This window comes from Methylobacterium sp. GC_Met_2, assembly GCF_026540795.1.
GTDB lineage: Bacteria > Pseudomonadota > Alphaproteobacteria > Rhizobiales > Beijerinckiaceae > Methylobacterium.
On record NZ_JALNUM010000123.1, the window covers coordinates 1 to 17,588 of the forward strand.

Below are 17,588 nucleotides of genomic sequence, written 5' to 3' on the forward strand. Positions count from 1 at the left end.
TCCGGTGGCGCTGCTCCCGGCCATCGTGCCGGGAGAACACGGCGGCGGGCGAGGGGCAGTTGGTCCTCCCCACCACTCGCCGCCGTCGAAGAGCAGCTGATCGGTTGCCCTTCGCATGTCCAGCCCGATCACACGGGCCGCGCAGTCAGCGACACCCTGGGAGCCTCCGCTCCCGGGGTGTTTTTTGTCGCGATCCTTCTGACCAAACGCTCGCTACGACGCGATCGGCGCGTTTTGGCCCTTCGGTTGCGACGCGTGCGGGATTTGTAACCACAACCCTGACGAGTGACCGAACAACAGAGACTGCGGTGACGTTCAAACATGGACTGATCAATCCGATCTGTCCGGAGGAACGTCCATGTCGATCAAGACAGTCTCGCTGGCTACAGCGATCACGCTCTCGCTGTCCGTCAGTGCGATCGCTCAGACCGCGGCCGGTGGCGGCAGCGCCGAGGGCAACATGAACAACCCGGGCTCCGTGAAGAGCAACTCCGAAAAGCGCATGGAGGGCGGGAGTGGCTCGATGGGCACGGGCACGATGGGCACGGGGCCTGGCACCAGCGGGGGTCCGCCCGTCAGCACGCCCGGCGCACCGGCCGGGAGCGGTACGGGCAACGGTGCCACCGGCAGCGGTGCGGCCCCGAGCGGCAAGTAACCCGACGCGGCCCCGCAGCATGCCGGCTGCGGGGCCGCGGCTTCGCTCCAGTGCCCCAGCGGCAACGACCTCGGTCGCCGCGATGACAATCTCTAGGTCTGCGACCTTAAGCCAGACCGTCTTTGGCCGCCTTGTCCGGATCGTCGGGCTTGCTCTCGGCGTCCTTCACCACATCCGTGCTCTCAGGCGCGCGGTCCGTCGTGGGGTCCGGAACATTGACGTTCGCGATCCGCACGGTCGGCGGCATCACGCTCTCGCCTTTGGGCTTGTCAGTCTCAGCCATCGCATGCCCTCGGATCAAGATTAGACCAGTACCCTGGAATCTGACGTACGTCTCACGGCGACGGCGCTACCCGATGCCGCTCATGACGCCACAACGCGACCGCGACACGACGGGCCTCGTAGGTTCTGCGAAGCGGCGTACCGAGGTCGCCCTGCGCTTCCGGTGCAAAGCCGTAGGTCAGCACGCCATCCGCCCCGTAGTTTCGGCGCATCTCATCACGCCAGAGCCTATCGGCAGACGCCAGAGCGGCTTCTGTGACGGCCAAGCGCGTGGGATTGGTGAGGGCCATGAGAAACTCCGGGTGCATGCCGCTCAACGCGGCGGTCGCGGCGGAGGTCCGCAACGTTGAGCGCATTCCTTCCGTGCCGCCTCTTATCTGCCGGTTGCGGTCGACCGCCCGATCCAGGAGCCCAACGCCCCGGGCCGATTTCCGGCTGGCCTCGATCCGCACGCGAGGCAACGCGCGCGCGCCGAACGACACTTTTTGGCGCGGCATGCAGCCGATAGCGGCGTCCTCGTTCAGACGGTCCAACATGGACGCGATCCAATATCGACCGGATGACGCTTTCATTCGGAACATCTGACCTCTGCCAACACTGGATCTACACGTTATCGTTGTATAAACAGCGTGCTTCAGCCTTCCAGGAACGCAGATGCCACGCTACTTTTTCGACGTCCTGCACGACGGGGAGGACGTATCGCGCGATCACAGCGGGATCGACCTTCCCGATCTGGACGCAGCAAAAATTGAAGCCTTGGAAGTCTGGAAGCGCATTATCACAGCGCATGCGGCGGGAGCGGCAGACCCATTCCACTGGCATGTGGTTGTACTGGATCAGACCGGGAATGTTCTGGCCAAGGTCCCCTACCCATCGGACCTTGCGATCCAAGCATGACGCGGAGCGGATCATCCGCCTCCCGGACTTGCAGTGCCTATAATTGAATTCCGACTTCCTCTGAAGGTTGAATAAACGGTCCGTTAATCATTACGTCTCACCGTACCGTCAGCGATCGGCTCCGGCCGCGCGCCGGAAGAGCAGCACCGGGGCCTGATACCCCTCGGCCTCGGTGCGGCCTCGCCGGCGCAGTCGCGATGATCGGACGCGATTGCGGCCAAGCTTGAGCCCGGCTAAACGCGCTGCCTTGGGTACGCGGGAGCAGGAATGAGCGATGTCGTGGCCGCTCTGCTCCTGGCGCTGGCGGCCGAGAATGCCGAGCTGCGCGAGCAACTCGCCTCGGCACAAGACATGCTCGTCGAAACCGCCATCGACGCCGGCAACATGCACGCCCTGGTCGAGGCGATGCGGAGCGAGCGCGATGCGTGGCGCGAGGAGGCCGAGCGGCTGCGAGGCCGGCCGGCGCGGATGGCCTGAACGGCGCCGGCCTCAGACCCCCGCATTCCGCAACGTGCTGTCGGTCCGACCAGAATCGAACGTGGCTTGGGCCTGTTGCAGGCTGATCGGCCGCCCGTCGGCCTCCTGCCCTTGCCTCTGCTGTTGTATCGCCACGCCCTTGCGCGCGTCGGCGAGCTGCGAAGACGGGCTGCTCTATGGGGCCGCGGCGTCACCCGATCCGGGGGCGAGGACAAGCCGTTGACCGGAGAGGGGCCATATCAGGCGTTGGGGAGGACTGGCCCGGTTCGGCGGCATCCTGCCCCCACGATACCGCCGAAACCCGGGTTGGAGCTGCCAGGATGGAAGCCTGACGCCCCGGTCGATCGCACGGATCAGTAGCCGCCGTAGAACCGGCGCGGTCCGTCATAACCCCCGTAACCGCGGTCGTAGCCCCGGCCATACCCATAGCCCGGCCTGTCACCATAGGAGCCGCGCGGGCCGCCATAACCCCAGCCCCGATCGTTGGGACGGCAATGCCCCCAGGGGTTCGGATGGAAGCCCGGGCCGCAGCCACCGGCCACGCGCTCGATCAGAACGCCGCCGTCGGGCGGGCCGTACCCGAACGGCGCTGCGTTCGCGGTCGGAGCGGTAGCGACCCCTGCCGCTATGATCGCGGCCATTCCAAGCACCTTGAAGCGCACCATGACCCAGACCTCTTGAACCCTTCGGAGCGGACTTGCCGGACCGCATGACAGGGAGAGTGATCCGAACGGGCTGAACCGGTTCTGGTCCACACGTTCATCAATCCGATGGCTTGGCTATTCGCACCCCGCTCGGACCGCGCATACGAAAACGGCGGGACTTACGCCCCGCCGCTCATCTGCTGGCCAATCTCAGCGGCCGCTGAGGCCACCCACCGTCCGGAGCCCTTACAGGCCCATCAGCACACCAGCCGAGCCGGCGATCGTCATGGCGATGCCGCCCGCGAAGGCGCCGATCATCGCGTAGGAGAAGCCCTTGAGGACCATGTTGCGCACTCCTGTCATCATGCGGCGGGCCTGCTGAGAGGCCCGGGGAAACGATCTGCAATGACGATGCCTGATCGTTCGGACGCGTGCGGTGCGGTGTGTCACGCTGCGCTGCGGAACCATTCTGCGGAGGGTCAGCGATGACGCCTCTTGAGGCGATGATCGCCTCCAGGCTGCGGATTGCCTTGAACGGGGCGCGCGCGAAGCGCGACCTGCGGGCCATCCCTATGCCGAGCGGGTCAGCGTGTGGGCAATGAGAGTGACGCAGGAACCTCAGGAAACGGATCCCGTCACCGGCAACCCCCGCTCATCCATACACAGCACGGCGTAGATATGTCAGGGATCACAACTTCTGAGTGACGCGATTTTAAAGAGCTTTTGTAGGTTGCAAGCGTGATGCAGCCCTCAGTAGTCATTGCGCTGCCGCGGGAAAACCTAAGTGCTACATGGCCATCGTCGCTCCGGCTCAGACGCCGAACGGCACAGGGCCGAACCACGTCGTCACGGGATCCGGCCCACATCAGCCTCGTCCCCTCACATCAGATCATCGGCATCCCCACGTGGCTTTTGATGGCGGTCGGACGCGCGCCGCGGCCGAGGGAACGCCGCTCGGTCTCGAGCGCTCGGTCACGCTGCACATCTCGAGCGAAGCTTGAGGACGGGAATGACCGATCCAATCCGTGACAACGTCGAGCAGTGCCGGTTCGAGCTGCAGGTCGGCGATCAGATCGCGTTTGCGCGCTATCGTCGCGAACCAGCACGACTCGTCATCACCTACGTCTACGCTCCGCCAATGTTGCGCGGCACGGGAGCAGCCGATCGACTCATGGAAGGGGTAGCGGCCCACGCCCGATCAAGCGGTGACCAGATCATACCACTCTGCGGCTACGCCCGGGCTTGGCTGCACGGGCATGGTGCACATCGCGGTCTGCTCGCCTGAGAAGCGCCCGACGCCTTGTCGATGATGGCGGCAGCGACCCCTCGGGGAACACCATGGATCGCGGGACGTAGCCTCCTGAGAACGGAGGCGCACACCATGACCCAAGCCGACACGCCTATGCCGGGAGAGGATCCTGGCGCGTTGATCGAAGACCCTTCACGCCTCGACGAGATCGAGCCATCGCCAAAACCCGATACGACCGTCCCGGAAGAAGACGATCCCGAGGTGAAGGAGACCGAGTTGCAGCCGACCTGAAGAGCAGGGGCCGAGCGCGCCAAGGCCCTGACGAAGCCTCAGGGCTGCTTCCGCTGGGCCGTCGGGTTGGGCGTCGAACTCGTGTCCGGACCGACGGCCGGGCTTATGCTTGTGATGTAAGTCCAAGTCCCACCAATGGCCAGGATCCCGGCGAACAGAGCGGCAAAGATGCTGATGAGTGCGAAGCGGTTCATGCTGTGGAGAAGGCCGCAACCAAGCATCTGATCCCACGGCGAATGCCGCTGGTCCATTCGCCGCAGGCTCTGTTCTTGTCCAAACGATCCGATGATCGTGGATCACGACTGTCCCCAGCACGCTCATCCACAAAGGGGCACAGAATCACGGGCGCCGGATGCCAAAGGCCAACAGGTGATGGGGAACAGGGGGCGTGCCCGTCCAGTTGGCCTGCGTGACGGCCGCAGATCTGCGGCCGTCGCGAGGAGAGAGCGTTTGTTCAAAATACCCACACTGACGGCTGGGCTATTCGCAGCCAGCATGTTTCTCGTCCCCGCCCAGGCACAGGCGGCTCAGATCGGCCTAGGAGCCGTTCCGGAGGCTGCTTCTGCAGTACATGACGTTCAGTATGGCTATGGCGGGCCCCGCTTCGGTTACGGTCATCGCGGCTATGGGCGTCCGCATTTCCGTGGGCGCGGCTACGGCTACGGGCGCGGATATGGAAGAGGCTATGGCCGTGGCTACGGGCGTGGATATGGCCATGGGTACGGGCGCCGCGGGGGCTTCTGACCCGCTCCGCCGTGGCGGAATTTTGGTGTTCTGTCCCGGTCAAGAACACCCGAATCTCCGGGGAGGTGCCCGCTCGCTGAAGGCGAACGGGCGCTTTCCTCATGAGCTGCGTTGCGTATCGACTCAGCTCATCGCTGATGAGATTGGACGCTCCCCCACCCCCACTCTGTGATCCGATTGGGGTAGGGCCAAGCGGGCGGACCGGCGAAGAGCAGATACGTCGGGGCTGGGTCTGGATGACCTCCGCGTCCGGCGTGGTGTTCGAGCCTGGAGGGCTGTAGCCGGGACGGATGACCCCGGGCGGGGGTTCAAGGACGCTCAGGCTTTTCGGCAGCCCCGTCGGCATCATGCCGATTGGCTGAATGATCCTGGTACTGATCGGTCTGGACGCCCTTGCCGTCGAGGCCGCGCTCATCGTCATGCTGAGACTTGTCGCGGTTGCTCAACACCTCGTTCTCACCGAGTGTGCCCTCAGGCAGTTCGGTCATCGCACCAGACCCCGACCCTTTGCCCTGAGCGCCCGGGTGCATTCCGTGTTTGCCGGCGTTCGCCATGGTAGCGCTCCAATCGTCGCGGGCCTGGAAGGTCGACCCTGCTGCTGAGCGGGGCCAACCGGCCGTCACACGGTCCGTTCCTGCGTCACGCCAACGCGCTGACGCGGGTCGCCATCTCAGGCGCCATAATTACCTGTTCCGCGACGTGCGTGGTGCAGACTCGTGGGTGGCGACATGGGCGCCGGATAGCGAAGGTGGCGGAGCGTTGCGGTGAGCCACCCAGTTCAGAGGCGTGGTGCTGAGTCGCGGACCACCGGGCGCAATGAACTCGAAGCGTATTCTACGGCTTCACCGAGGGCCAACGCGATCCATCTGCGCTGAGGCACGGAGGAACGTCATGGGTTTTCGAGTTCTCGCAGCCTTGGCCGGCGTCGGTTTCAGCGTCCTGGCGCTTCCCGCATCGGCCGTGCCGGCTGGTCCAGTACCCGCTGTCGCTTCGCCTTCTGACATGGTCACCACCGTTCGGATGAGGCGCCACCCCATGCACCGCCGCTCCATGATGCGGACGCAGCGGAAGTACCCAGGCGCAAGCTTCGTCCGGAACACCACCCCGGGCGCGCCGGCCGGTAGCGGCGGAGGCAATGGGACGACAGGTAGCTACGCTGCCCCGAGCGGGAGGTAGGCCCGCTCTCGATCCATCGTCAGCCCGTCCGGTCCGCCGCGGCGGGCTTTTTCTCGGCGACAGGTCTCGAGCCGTGCCCGATCGCGTTGCAATCGCGCACGGCTCTCAGGCTTTGTTGCGACGCGCTCCCGGGCACCGAACCGGTGTCCACTTCGGCGGAGTGCGCTCTAGCCACCGCCGCCGCCACTTCCGCCTGCCCCAGGACCACCGAGGTTGCCGTCCTTGTTCGGCGTATTCCAATGGATGATGCCGTCATCAGGCGGCCGCAGCGTCGTGGTCGGCAGACGCGGGTAACCGAGCTGCGGCGCTTCGATGGTTGGACGCGGAGCCGGCCTCCGCGTTCGCGCCTTCTGGGCGACAGCCGCGGTGCCTACGCTGCCCGCAAGCGCCGCCGCGAGCCATCTGATCAACGCGGGTCTCATGATCGTCGTGCGTGGTGCAGAGCGCTTTACCCCATCGCGAGGGCTGTATGTCCCCGGGAAGATACCTAAGGTTCCGGTTTCAGCAACCTGTTCGAACGCGTGGGGCTCAGCCGGGGGCAGGAGACCGAAGTGTTCGCCCGTTACCGAGCCAACTTTGCCGGAAGCACCGACGGAGCCGCACTGGACGCACTGAATGCAAACGAGGCTACGAAGCCCGCCAGGGAGCGCAGATCATCGGGCTGCCGCGGGTCGCGGGCCACGGCCTCTGCCTCACGCTGCAGCCGAAGATTGCATGCCTTCGACGGCAGGCCGACATCCGGTGAGCAAGCGTCATGGCGAGCGCAGGCGGCGTCGAGGGCGTCGATCGGCGGCAGCGGGGCGTTGTTCCCCGGGCCGCAGTAGTTGCCGTGAATGAGGAGCTTGGGCCCGCCATTGGCGGCAGGCTGTGCCAGTGACGGGGCAGCCCACGCGGCGATGAGGAAGACCGGAGCGGCGAGGCTGACGACGGCGCGAGTCAACATGGTGGAGACCCTCCAGCACCTGCGCCCTCTCAGTCACGGCGGCGACGACGGTGCCAGACAGGGTTAATCCCCATGCATCACGTCGCGGTGTGCTCCAAAACACAACTCCTAGGTAGGTCTCGCTCCAGCTCGGCCGGCAGCTCGCCGGACCGGCATCCCGCCCTGGGTGGTGTGAAGATCCCTGAGCGGCGTTTGGCGAAGGCACACCAGCCTTGGCTTGCCGGCACATGCGTGGCATGACTCCCCCATGAGCGAGACTGAGACGAACATCCACCCCTATTCGCTGGAGGTCCTTCCTCCCAAGGAAGACGGCGGGGCCTACAACTGGGCCATTCGCAAGCACGGCAAGCTGGCTCAGCGTTCTGATCGCAGCTACCCGACCGAAGCAAAAGCTCAAGCGGCCGGCTTAGCCACCGTCGAGAAGCTGCTGAGCGGTGCGGACCGGTGACCGCCGCTCCGTAGTGGATCGCAACCGGGCCGAGCGGATGCGGCGCGGTCCAGCGCAGGCGCGCGCAGATGCTTAAAGCGGATTGAGGCGCTGAGATCCTACGAACGGATGACGCGACTCGATCTGCAGCTGGGCGATCCGAAAGCCTTCGAAACCCAATGGCCCCTCAGCCCGCCCGGTCCGCCGAGGCGGGCATTTTTATACAAACTTGTTTGGCAGGCATATTGCTCGCGCGTCAGGATGGCTGTGTTCCACCTTGAATGCTCCATTCACCGCCGATGCGCGAGTGGCCTGTCGGTCGCTACCGAACAGCTCGACGCGACAACGAACGCGGAAGCCATTGGCCGAGCGGAAGCCCGGTTTGTTGAACTTCTCGCTGAGCGTGCAGGATCGGCGATGCTCTGGGACGCGGCAGGGCAGATCATTTGGGCGACGCGACGCCTCGCTCCCGGAGCCGGAAACGCTGCGGCGGCGCCTGGACATTAGCTTGGCCCGCGCTTTGCCATAGGCTTCACGCTCGTCCCTGAGACCGCGAGACGACTTGCGGCGCGCTCCTGATGGGGTGCGTCGCCTCTTGCGCATCGGGGTGCAGAATCACGGGCGGCGGATGGCGAAGGCGAAGGAGCCTTCGCCTTGCGCCTCGGGAATCAGCAGCTCAGCTTCCGGCCTTCCGCCATGCCGACCTTCCGGTAGTGTTCCAGCCCGGACTTGATGGCACGACCGATGACCGCCCGGCGCACGTCCGGATTGCAGCGCAGATACTCCTCCTCGTTGAAGGCGTAGTCGCCACGCCCGCCCCGCGAGCCCCGGTCATTGTCCCGGTCGTAATCGCGGCGATCACGGTCGCCGTAGCCGCGATCGCCATAACCGCGATCTCCGTAACCCCTGTCGCGGGAGCCATAGTCGCCGCGATCGTAGCCATAGTCGCGTCCGCCGTAGGGCTGTGCGAAGGCCGGGGCCACCCCGCTCAACAGTGCCAAGCCGAGGACGGTTGCCGAGATCACCTTCATGTCACGTTCCTTGCCGTTGAGAGTCGGAAACGCTTTCGGCGGACGGTGGTTCGCTGCTGCCACCGTGCCTTGCCCTCAGGTCACGACCGAGGCCGCTGAAATCGCCTCTGCGTTAGCGCGCAGAACCACGGGCGGCAAAGGGTGAAGGCGGATCTGTCGCGAGCACCGGGATCAGCGGGCGAACGGCGCCTGCGGCAGAGGCGCATAGCCTTCCTCCGGTTCGGCTCGGCCGGTATCCCGGCGGCGAGGCGATGCAGGATGTGGGGTATCGAGGACTTTGCGAGCGTGGTGGGACCCGGCAGGACGCGAACCTGCAAGCAGTCCGTTACGAGCGGCCGGCACTAACGATTCAGCGAGAGGCTCACGCCCTCGGCGTGCCGCACCTCGGCTGCAGCGACCTTGCCGAAGCCGCCGGGAGGCGTTCGGCGATGCCCTACGATGTCGCAACAGTTGCTCCGAGATCGACGACGACGATCTCGGGCGGTGCACCAAAGCGCAGTGGACGCCCGGCGACGAAGTGAGAGCCTAAGCCGGCCGACACCACGAGATCGCGCCCTCGTTCGACGATATGACCGTAGGCGTAGCGTAGGCCGTAGCGGGAGGGGATCCAGGGCGACCAGCCCAGAATGCGGATCTGGCCACCATGCGTATGGCCTGACAACGTCAGGACCACGCGCGGATCGAGGTCCGAGGCAAAGATGTCCGGCTCATGCGCCAACAGAATCACGGGCTCGCCTGCCGGCACATCCCGGAGCGTTCGGTCGAGCGTATCGCGGCGATACCGCTCGAACTGCTCCCGCATCTGCGGCACACCCGGTGTCTCCTCGCTCTCCAGCCCAGTCAGCCAGAGCGGCACGGGACAATCGAGCCTCACCGCCGTGTTCTCGAGGAACGGGATGCCGGCGGCTCGCAGCGCTCGCTCGGCATGCGTGGGGCCATGGCCACGGCGACGCGCCTCCCGATCATCGCCCCAATCGTGGTTGCCTTGAATGGCATAGACGCCCTTCGACGCCGTGAGGTTGCCCAGGATGCTGGCGATCTTCTCGAACGGCACCGGGCCTAGGCTCTGTGAACCGTAATCCCCCAGTAGGACAACGAGATCGGGCGCGAGCGCGTTGGTCCGGGCAACGACTGCCGCGATCTCAGCCTCGCCCATGCAGCGCGGATGAGCATGGAAGTCTGTCAGAACCGCGATGCGCAACCGTAGATCCGGCGGCCAGCCCCGGGGCGACAGGCCATAGGTGACGGTCTGCACACGGTGGGGCTCGAAGGCCGTCGCGTAGCCAGCGCTCATGAAGGTGCCAGCGGTAGCCAGAGCGCCGGTCAAGGCAGGGCGGGAGATCAGAGCGCGGCGCGTGAGCATCGAAGGTGAAGCTCCTAAGCTCGGTGATAGGCGCCGGGTGATAGCATCGGACGGTTTCGAACACGTCGCCGTCGCGCGTACCCCGCGACCCCAGCAACCGTCCTCATCCGCACCCCCTTTCCCTGACCATTCGGCTCGATGGCGATGACGTCGGCAGCTTCAGGAAGCGGCGTCCGCCGCTATGGCCTCGGCTGCGTAACGGGCACGCGCTGCACCATCGGTCAGAGAACCATCACGCGCGCACCACGACGCAAAAGCGTTCGGCTCTATCGGCACGCGCACGACCTCGACGCCGCTTCGCTGCACCACCTGTTCCATCTGCTCGGTGGTGATCCGCCATGTGTCGTACAGCGCCGGCAGCTTCGCCCCGTCCGCGAGGCAGGTCCTCAAGGCCGCATAATTCTCTTGGGCGTACCAAGGCAGGCCGACACGACGGGGGCGGTTCATCTCAATCCCTGACAGCGTGACGCTCAATCGGCACGACGCACACCAACCATCGCACCGTGCCGCGGTTCAGAGGATGCCGGCAATCCCTGGTCCGGTTGCCCTGGTCCGGTTGTTGCGGCTTCGGCGTGATCGCCTCTTTGGGAGGATGCTGCCATGCCAGCCGCGACAAGCCGAGATCCGGCAGAGTACAGCACACTCTCCGAGCGGTGCGCGGTCGCCATCGCTGACGCTCACGGGTTCCGCCATATGGCGACGCGGGCGTTACGGGACGGGAAGCCCAGGGCACGGTTCCGCGCCGAGAGGGCGCGCACGGCGGCGCGCATCATCCTCATGCGCGCGAAGCAGGACGCCGCGATGGACCGAACGATTATGAAAGCCGCGGACGCCGGCCGGAACGATGCCTGAGTGATTGCACCATCAAACCCTGGGATCAAGCATCAGGCACCGCCCAGGTCGCCGCCGAACCGTCTGTAGCGGTCCTCCAAGTCGGCAAGGTCGGACGGGTCCGCCACGTCGCGGCGGGCGGCGGCGATGACGAGACCGGCATGCCGGGTGAGCTCCGCCGCCCGGTCCGGCCGCCTCTCCACCTCTGCGACGCGGGCGAGCACGTCGAGCATCCGGCCCAGCACGTGGACCGAGCCAGCCGCGTTCTGCCGGATCATGTGGAACATGGCATCGCACAGCCCATCGTAGTCCGTGACCGGATGGACGAGGACGGCGCGGCCCTCGCGCAGCACCACGCCGGTCTGCAGGTGCCTCGGCGCGATCCGGCATAGGGCGTCGCCGAGATGGTCGACGACGCTGCCGGCGGTGAACGGGTCGTTGATGCCGGGCGAGAGCGCCCGCACCGCGATCTCGACCAACTGCCGCACCGAGTATTCCGGGTCCTGAAGCGCGGCAGGGCGACGCCCCAGCGTCACCGCGTCGAGGACGGCGGCCTCGGCCCCCTCGACCGGCGTGGACAGGAACGCGACGGGGAAACCGCTCGGCACGTAGTCGCCGGGCCGCACCCGCAGGGTGACCCTGATCTCGCGCTCGTGGGCCCAGTCCGCCAAGGCGTCCTCGTCGAGGGCCTGCACGTAGCCGCCGCCGGTCGCGGCCACGGCTCTTCCGGTCGGGGCATTGACGGGATGAGCGGCGCCCGGCCGGTCCCGGGTATGGGTCGCGATGGCTCGGCAGAGGTCCTGCTGGACGGCGTCGACCACGGTCTCGATGTTGATGCTCGTGGCGATGTGGTGGACGAACCAGACCAGAGTGCCGACTGCGACCAGCGCCAGGACGAGAGCGCCGGTGATCGCGATGTGCGGGACGAACGGGTCCTCCTCTACGGTGCGCACCGTACGCAGGACCATCAGCGCGTAGGCGAAGGTCCCGAGGAAGATGCCGAGCACCGTCTGGTTGCGGCCGTCCCGGATGAAGTTGCGCAGGAGCCGGGGACCCATCTGGCCGGAGGCTAGGGTCAAGGCGGCGATGGTGATGGAGAAGGTTGTACCAGCGACCCCGATGTTCGAGGAGGCGATGGCGCTGAGCAGCGCCCGCGCGCCCTCGGCCCCGCCGGAATAGCCCCAGTTCGTGTCCGGCGAGGAGGGGTCGAAGCCGGCAACATGGGTCGTCTCCAGCCAGACTCCGAGCTGTGCCAACAGGATGCAGCCGAGGACGACGAGGGCCGGGCGGAGCCAGAACAGGTCGCCAAGGATCTCCAGCCAGGCTTTGACGCGCGCGTTCATCGTTGCGGACCGACCCCTTTCGAGCCCGGTAACGAGCGGCACGAAGGGGCGTTCCGGCCGTTGCACACCGAACGCACGGGCGGGAAGGGCACTCTTTGATCTCGATTTTCGACCTCGCAGCGCTGCTGCTCACCCTCTCGGCCCTGTTCGGCTGGCTGAACCGCCGCTTCTTGCGCATGCCCCACAGCATTGGGCTCCTGGTGATGGGGCTCCTCGCCTCGCTCGCGCTGGTGCTCGCTGACGTCGCCTTCCCGGCGCAGCACCTCTACCAAGACCTCATCAGCGTCCTCGACCAAGTGGACTTCACCGGCGTGGTCATGAACGGCATGCTGGCCTTCCTGCTGTTCGCCGGCGCCCTCAACCTCGACCTGCGCGCCCTGCGCGACCGGGCCTTCGCGGTGGCGATCCTCGCGCTGCTCGGGACGCTCGTGTCGACCGCCGTGGTCGGCGGGGCCTTCTGGGCCGCGGGACAAGCGCTCGGAAGCGCGATCCCGCTGGCCTGGGCCCTGGTGTTCGGCGCCCTCATCAGCCCGACCGACCCGGTCGCGGTGCTGGCCACCCTGAAGAACGTGAAGGTGCCGGAAGCCCTCGAAGTCGAGATGCAGGGCGAAGCGCTGTTCAACGACGGCATCGGCATCGTGCTGTTCACGGTGCTCGTCGCCTTCGCGACCGGCAAGAGTGGCGAGGCGACGAGCGTAGGCGGGGTGGCCACGCTCCTCCTCCACGAGGCCGGGGGCGGCGTGCTGCTGGGCCTCGTCACCGGCTATGTCGCCTACCGGGCAATGAAGGCTATCGATGATTTCCCCGTGGAGGTGCTGATCACCCTGGCCCTCGTCACCGGGACCTACGCCATCGCGCAGAAGTTGGGAGCGAGCGGCCCGCTCGCAGTCGTGGCCGCCGGGCTGCTGATCGGGGAGCGCGCGCCGCGCTACGCGATGAGCGACACCACGCAGAAGTACGTCTCAGCCCTGTGGACGCTCGTCGACGAGGTGCTGAACTCGGTCCTGTTCCTCCTGATCGGCCTGGAGGTGCTCGTCCTGCGCTTCCAAGTCTCCGGTCTGGCGCTGGCCGCCTGCGCGGTCCCGATTGTGCTGGTCGCCCGCCTCGTCGCGGTCACGACGCCTGTCCTCTTGTTCCGCTGGGGCGGCAACCTCTCGCTCGGCAACGTGCCGTTCCTGACCTGGGCGGGCGTGCGCGGCGGCATCTCGGTGGCGCTGGCGCTCTCGATCCCGGAGAGCGAGGCCAAGCCCACCATCCTCGCAGCGACCTACGCCGTGGTGCTGTTCACCATCATCGTACAGGGATCGACCCTCGGCCTCGTGGCGCGACGGACCCTTCGAGCGAGCTAACCGCCGCTGAATTTCCCTCAGCCAACGCGAACTGACAGACGGAACCACGCGAGATTTGTTAAGAAGCGTGAGGCGCTGGCGACGATGTCCGCTGAGATGCATTGCCTGCCGAAAGCAGAGCGGCAGAAAACCACCCAGCTCGGACCTCCTCTAGGGTACCAGCCCTGTCAGCCAGCAGGCCGCCAGCGCCGTCACCAGCACCGTGAAGCCCACGAGCGAGCCAGTGCCGCCGATCGGGGCAAAGAGTCGGCGCTTCATCGCCCCGCACCCTTCTTGGCAAACGCCCAGACCGGAATGCCCCAGACCCGACCCTGCTTGGTCCGGTAGCCTGAGCCCCGATCGAACACGATCCGAGTTGGCTCCAAGCCACAGCCTTGCTGCCGGAGATCATCAGCACGTCGCAGAACTCGACCCGCAGCGTCCCGTGCTCCGGGTGGACAGCGAACAACTCCTGCGCTGTCCAGCCGAGTTGATGCGCCTCGACGCCCAGCCGGTCGCAGAAGTCGATGGCTGCTTCCCGCATTGGTGCCCAGCGGGTTGGGGTGAGAGACCGACAGGGCGAGGCATGCGGGGACAGGCTCTCAATGGCGCCGTGCCAGATGGCGACGGGGTTCGGGATCAGGGTGGGGGCAAGGCTGGCTGACATCCGGCCGAGCTACGCCATGGCGGGGCGATCGACCATGCGGCCGGAAGCGGGATTGGCACCTAACCCTTATCGTCGGCGGGGCCGTCCCGACGAGGTCCGCGGGCTACGACGACGAGGGCATCATCGACGAGGGGCTGTTGGAGATCCTTGGCCTCAGACCAAGGTGCTGACAACCACGCTGCCCATTCCTCCGGCTTCGTCAGGATCACCGGCATCGCCTTCGGGTGCACGGCGCCGACCTCGGCGTTCGGCTCGGTGGTCAGAGAGGCGTAGAGGTCATCGGTCGTCTCGCCGTCCTTCACCTTCCGCACGCTCTGCCATCCCTCGACTAGGATGCCCGCGAAGCGGCTGAGGGGCCGATCCTCCGTCAGAGCGAACCATACCGGCGGGTGCGAGCCGTCCGCAGCCTTCTCGTTCTCGGAGAAGCTCGTGAACGGCACGAGGCAGCGATGCTCGGGTGAGAGCCAGCGGCGCCAGTGCGGCGAGGCGGTGTTGCGCACGTTCGCGACGCCGGGATCAACCTTCTTGCCCCTCATCGCGAAGGTGGGGGAGGGCATGCCCCAGCGCATCAGAGACAGGGCGCGGGCGCCGTTGCGCATCCTGATCGCGGGCGCCGCGGTGTTGGGGAAGATACCGCGCAGTGGCGGCCGGTTGCCGGTGTCGTCGTGCTCGACGCTGAACGTTCTGCCGATCTCCGATTGCCCGCGGATCAAGCTGTAGAGGTTGCACATTCGGCTCGCTCGCCGAGGTCGCGCGGTGAGGATCAGGACCGCGAGACGCGAACGCTGCCCCGCCGCCCTATCTGATAACGGGCTGACGGGGTTTGGTGCCGTTCCTTATGGCCGGGGGCCAAACAGCCGGGCGAGCCAAAACGATATGGCTGCCCGACCGATGGGGCAAACTTAGCAGTTGTCGGCGCCCGGCTTCACGGGCTGGCCCTCGGGGGCTTTCTTCGTGCCGTCATCCTTCATGGCCGCGCCGGTATTGTTCATCGCACCCACCGTGCCAGGGGACTCAGCCTTGGCGCCGGGGGTCACCTTGGCGGTCGAACCGCCATCGACATTCGAGCTGGCATCTTTGCCGGTAGCCGCATTCGTCGTTGTGCCGACATTGCACGGCGCAGCAACAGCGAGGCTTGCTGAGAGCGTGAGCATCGTGGCGGCGGTGGCGATATTCAGGATCTTGGACATGTTTCCTCCGGGTTCTCAAGCCTGGGGGGAAGAATATCTATCGCTCGTTGTTCCGGTCGCCGCCGTGTGGCAACTGCTCACGCCCATGGTGCGGCATTGCCCGCCCTGCTCCCGAAACGGGAGCTCTGCACCGCCACCCGATCTAATCACCGACTGGCGGGGGAACTCTGCGAAAACATCACGCAGACTTTTGAGCGAGATAGGCATCTACGAAACTTGGGATATGGCTTCCCAGCCAGTCGCCCATCTCCTGCTCCTCCTTCATCGATTGCTCCAAGATAGGCTTGTCATCGCCGGCACCGGCCGCGTCGGCCAGTGCGAGCAACACTTTGTAGGAGCTGATTTCGTAGGCCTTAAAGCCGATTGCAGCCAAGACGTTTTTCAGCATCTCGTCGCCTGCGCCGGCATGGGTGAAGCCTGCCACTGTCGCGACCGCGCCGGTAACCGCCTCCTTGAGCAGCGACTTCTTAGATCCGTGCTTCTCAAGAAGGTCATCGAGCCGGGCAGCCTGCGTGACCGACCGCTCATGGTCAGCCTCCATCTTGGAATGCAGCTCTGGGTAGGCCTTCATCCGCGGCAGTTCGTTCTGAATGGTGCCGATAGCCTGGGTCTCGACCGCATGCTGGTTACGCAATCCGTTCAAGTAGGTGTCCATCGCCTGCTTTACGTTGCTCACGCTTTAATCCTTGGGGTTGTAGATCCGATCCTACCGGTCCGAATGCCCAGGCAGGTCGCGCCAAGCCGACATTGTTCAAGCGGATGAGTTGACGCGGGCGCTCGAGGAGCCCGCTAGAACCAGAACAGGGACCGTTTAAAGTGAGGGGCGATTATTCGCTCGTTCCCTTCCGTTCCCCGAACCAGATCCCGCACCGCCCCCGTTCTCGGGAATGCACTCAAGGTCGGCGGCTACGATAGGTAGGAAAACGCTAAGGTTATCGACAACAATCTGAGGATCCTTTGTCGTTTAGCCTGGACCTGCTTCCTGCCGAGTGATTCAAAGAGGATGGCCAGGTGGGTGAGTGTCCAGCCAGGAGCCTGCAAAGCTCCGCACGTCCGGTTCGACTCCGGACCCCGGCCTCCAATGGGTGTGGGCTAGGCTCCGATCGTTCAACCGGAGGCCGACCATGAACCCTTCCGAACCAAATCGCCTGATTTACGCCAGCCCGAACGGCGACCACTGGCACCTGCTGTTTGATCCCACGACCGGACGCAGCTTCGTCCGGCATACCGGCAACGTCGCCTCGGGCGGGCACGTGACGGATATCAGTCTCGCGGCATTCCTCGCCTCTGGCCGCAACGGACCTGAGCATCAGGAGCTCTGGCGGTTGATCGGCACGCTCAGCGGCGAGGAGCAAGCGTCGTCATCCGTCGCCACGGGGTAGGCTACCTGATCTCGTTGAGAGACGCCTGTAGATCGGCCCGACAAGCCGTCCCGAACTCAGTCAGGAAGTTGAGCTTCCCCTCGCGCGCAAGCTCACGGATTTCGTGCAGGCTCTGATTGGGTCCAAGGTAAGTGTCGATCACACGGTCAATGACAGACCCTGCTGCATCGACGGTGGCCTGCGAGGCAGTGAGCTGCATCTTTGCCAACAGAGCGTAGAGCAAGACCAAGTCGCCGACATCGTCTCGCTCATGGCTGAGCGCATCGCCGTAGAGGCGAACGGCCTCGGTGATGAACTCGTTGAACAGTTCAATGCGCCTCGCCCGTTCGGCCTCGCGAATTTTATCTTGGAACTGGCTCCGGTGCGTCATCCATGTCGTCATGAACGACGCCAGGGCACCTATGGTGGCCCCACCCAGGCCGAACATCGCCGAGATGTAAGCCGCGTCCAAGTCTGCCTCCTTAGGAAGGGCGAGAATGCGAAGCCTGTACCGCAGCATCGCTCAGATCCACGATCCCCGTGCCTTACCCCTTCCGCTCTCGGAACCGGATCCCGGCACCGCCGGCGTTCTCAAAGATGAATTCTAGGCCCGCGGTTAGGTCGTGTCATCGCTTGAGCCCGTCGAGGGCTGCGGCGAGGGCAAGGACGCCCATGAAGCTGGCGGCGGT

22 protein-coding genes, 1 tRNA gene and 1 pseudogene are annotated in these 17,588 nt (G+C 65.6%); 11 read left to right on the forward strand and 13 right to left on the reverse strand.

Going from position 1 to position 17,588, the window contains the following annotated elements:
- Positions 1-358: 358 nt before the first annotated feature.
- A complete protein-coding gene (locus tag OXS49_RS27835; RefSeq protein WP_243997582.1) occupies positions 359-655 on the forward strand; it encodes a hypothetical protein in 297 nt (98 codons plus the stop codon).
- A gap of 106 nt (positions 656-761) precedes the next feature.
- Here OXS49_RS27835 and OXS49_RS27840 read toward each other — a convergent pair whose 3' ends face one another.
- Together OXS49_RS27840 and OXS49_RS27845 are read right to left on the reverse strand one after the other, a co-directional pair.
- Positions 762-938, reverse strand: a complete 177-nt coding sequence (locus OXS49_RS27840; RefSeq protein WP_243920329.1) for a hypothetical protein — start codon at positions 936-938, stop codon at positions 762-764.
- A 52-nt stretch (positions 939-990) separates the two neighbouring features.
- Positions 991-1,473: a hypothetical protein gene (locus tag OXS49_RS27845; RefSeq protein WP_267427913.1), complete on the reverse strand. Its 483-nt coding sequence runs from the start codon at positions 1,471-1,473 to the stop codon at positions 991-993.
- 118 nt (positions 1,474-1,591) lie between these two features.
- Here OXS49_RS27845 and OXS49_RS27850 point away from each other — a divergent pair, with 118 nt between their 5' ends.
- On the forward strand, positions 1,592-1,834 hold the full coding sequence (locus OXS49_RS27850) for a hypothetical protein (RefSeq protein WP_243997578.1): 243 nt from the start codon (positions 1,592-1,594) through the stop codon (positions 1,832-1,834).
- A gap of 267 nt (positions 1,835-2,101) precedes the next feature.
- A complete protein-coding gene (locus OXS49_RS27855; RefSeq protein WP_267427915.1) occupies positions 2,102-2,311 on the forward strand; it encodes a hypothetical protein in 210 nt (69 codons plus the stop codon).
- A gap of 353 nt (positions 2,312-2,664) precedes the next feature.
- On the opposite strand, the gene OXS49_RS27860 is transcribed toward OXS49_RS27855, so the two are convergent.
- Positions 2,665-2,976 (reverse strand): hypothetical protein, encoded by a 312-nt coding sequence (locus OXS49_RS27860; RefSeq protein WP_267427917.1) that lies wholly within the window; start codon positions 2,974-2,976, stop codon positions 2,665-2,667.
- A gap of 988 nt (positions 2,977-3,964) precedes the next feature.
- On the opposite strand from OXS49_RS27860, the gene OXS49_RS27865 reads away from it, so the two are divergent.
- Together OXS49_RS27865 and OXS49_RS27870 are read left to right on the forward strand one after the other, a co-directional pair.
- Complete coding sequence (locus OXS49_RS27865) at positions 3,965-4,240, forward strand: GNAT family N-acetyltransferase (RefSeq protein ID WP_267427918.1); 276 nt, start codon at positions 3,965-3,967, stop codon at positions 4,238-4,240.
- Positions 4,241-4,336: 96 nt separating this feature from the next.
- A complete protein-coding gene (locus OXS49_RS27870) occupies positions 4,337-4,495 on the forward strand; it encodes a hypothetical protein (RefSeq protein WP_267427920.1) in 159 nt (52 codons plus the stop codon).
- 1,106 nt (positions 4,496-5,601) lie between these two features.
- Here OXS49_RS27870 and OXS49_RS27875 read toward each other — a convergent pair.
- Positions 5,602-5,793: pseudogene (locus tag OXS49_RS27875) on the reverse strand (hypothetical protein); the annotation flags it as partial.
- 337 nt (positions 5,794-6,130) lie between these two features.
- Between OXS49_RS27875 and OXS49_RS27880 the strand changes: the two are divergent.
- A complete protein-coding gene (locus OXS49_RS27880; RefSeq protein ID WP_267427922.1) occupies positions 6,131-6,415 on the forward strand; it encodes a hypothetical protein in 285 nt (94 codons plus the stop codon).
- Positions 6,416-6,977: 562 nt separating this feature from the next.
- On the opposite strand, the gene OXS49_RS27885 is transcribed toward OXS49_RS27880, so the two are convergent.
- Complete coding sequence (locus OXS49_RS27885; protein ID WP_267427923.1) at positions 6,978-7,358, reverse strand: hypothetical protein; 381 nt, start codon at positions 7,356-7,358, stop codon at positions 6,978-6,980.
- Positions 7,359-7,605: 247 nt separating this feature from the next.
- Here OXS49_RS27885 and OXS49_RS27890 point away from each other — a divergent pair, with 247 nt between their 5' ends.
- Complete coding sequence (locus tag OXS49_RS27890; RefSeq protein WP_243920315.1) at positions 7,606-7,806, forward strand: hypothetical protein; 201 nt, start codon at positions 7,606-7,608, stop codon at positions 7,804-7,806.
- Between the two features lie 647 nt (positions 7,807-8,453).
- Here OXS49_RS27890 and OXS49_RS27895 read toward each other — a convergent pair.
- The 3 genes from OXS49_RS27895 to OXS49_RS27905 form a co-directional block, all read right to left on the reverse strand.
- Entirely contained in the window at positions 8,454-8,816 is a 363-nt protein-coding gene (locus tag OXS49_RS27895; RefSeq protein WP_243997569.1) for a hypothetical protein, read from the reverse strand.
- A gap of 433 nt (positions 8,817-9,249) precedes the next feature.
- Positions 9,250-10,017 (reverse strand): metallophosphoesterase, encoded by a 768-nt coding sequence (locus OXS49_RS27900; RefSeq protein ID WP_267427924.1) that lies wholly within the window; start codon positions 10,015-10,017, stop codon positions 9,250-9,252.
- Between the two features lie 321 nt (positions 10,018-10,338).
- Positions 10,339-10,626 (reverse strand): hypothetical protein, encoded by a 288-nt coding sequence (locus OXS49_RS27905; RefSeq protein WP_267427926.1) that lies wholly within the window; start codon positions 10,624-10,626, stop codon positions 10,339-10,341.
- Positions 10,627-10,779: 153 nt separating this feature from the next.
- Here OXS49_RS27905 and OXS49_RS27910 point away from each other — a divergent pair, with 153 nt between their 5' ends.
- Entirely contained in the window at positions 10,780-11,031 is a 252-nt protein-coding gene (locus OXS49_RS27910; RefSeq protein WP_267427928.1) for a hypothetical protein, read from the forward strand.
- Positions 11,032-11,063: 32 nt separating this feature from the next.
- Here OXS49_RS27910 and OXS49_RS27915 read toward each other — a convergent pair whose 3' ends face one another.
- Positions 11,064-12,353, reverse strand: a complete 1,290-nt coding sequence (locus OXS49_RS27915; protein ID WP_267427930.1) for a DUF2254 domain-containing protein — start codon at positions 12,351-12,353, stop codon at positions 11,064-11,066.
- Positions 12,354-12,448: 95 nt separating this feature from the next.
- Between OXS49_RS27915 and OXS49_RS27920 the strand changes: the two genes are divergently transcribed.
- Positions 12,449-13,702: a sodium:proton antiporter gene (locus tag OXS49_RS27920; RefSeq protein WP_267427932.1), complete on the forward strand. Its 1,254-nt coding sequence runs from the start codon at positions 12,449-12,451 to the stop codon at positions 13,700-13,702.
- Between the two features lie 705 nt (positions 13,703-14,407).
- Here OXS49_RS27920 and OXS49_RS27930 read toward each other — a convergent pair.
- From OXS49_RS27930 to OXS49_RS27940, 3 genes are all read right to left on the reverse strand, one after another.
- Positions 14,408-15,079 (reverse strand): SOS response-associated peptidase family protein, encoded by a 672-nt coding sequence (locus OXS49_RS27930; RefSeq protein WP_267427933.1) that lies wholly within the window; start codon positions 15,077-15,079, stop codon positions 14,408-14,410.
- 171 nt (positions 15,080-15,250) lie between these two features.
- Positions 15,251-15,538 carry a hypothetical protein gene (locus OXS49_RS27935; protein ID WP_267427935.1) on the reverse strand — a complete coding sequence of 96 codons (288 nt, stop codon included), beginning with the start codon at positions 15,536-15,538 and terminating at the stop codon, positions 15,251-15,253.
- Between the two features lie 178 nt (positions 15,539-15,716).
- Positions 15,717-16,214 (reverse strand): DUF892 family protein, encoded by a 498-nt coding sequence (locus OXS49_RS27940; protein WP_267427937.1) that lies wholly within the window; start codon positions 16,212-16,214, stop codon positions 15,717-15,719.
- Positions 16,215-16,543: 329 nt separating this feature from the next.
- Between OXS49_RS27940 and OXS49_RS27945 the strand changes: the two genes are divergently transcribed.
- Both OXS49_RS27945 and OXS49_RS27950 read left to right on the forward strand, forming a co-directional pair.
- Positions 16,544-16,619 (forward strand) — tRNA-Cys (locus tag OXS49_RS27945).
- Between the two features lie 43 nt (positions 16,620-16,662).
- Entirely contained in the window at positions 16,663-16,920 is a 258-nt protein-coding gene (locus tag OXS49_RS27950; RefSeq protein ID WP_243998929.1) for a hypothetical protein, read from the forward strand.
- A gap of 1 nt (position 16,921) precedes the next feature.
- On the opposite strand, the gene OXS49_RS27955 is transcribed toward OXS49_RS27950, so the two are convergent.
- Positions 16,922-17,371, reverse strand: a complete 450-nt coding sequence (locus OXS49_RS27955; protein WP_267427939.1) for a hypothetical protein — start codon at positions 17,369-17,371, stop codon at positions 16,922-16,924.
- Positions 17,372-17,588 lie beyond the last annotated feature (217 nt).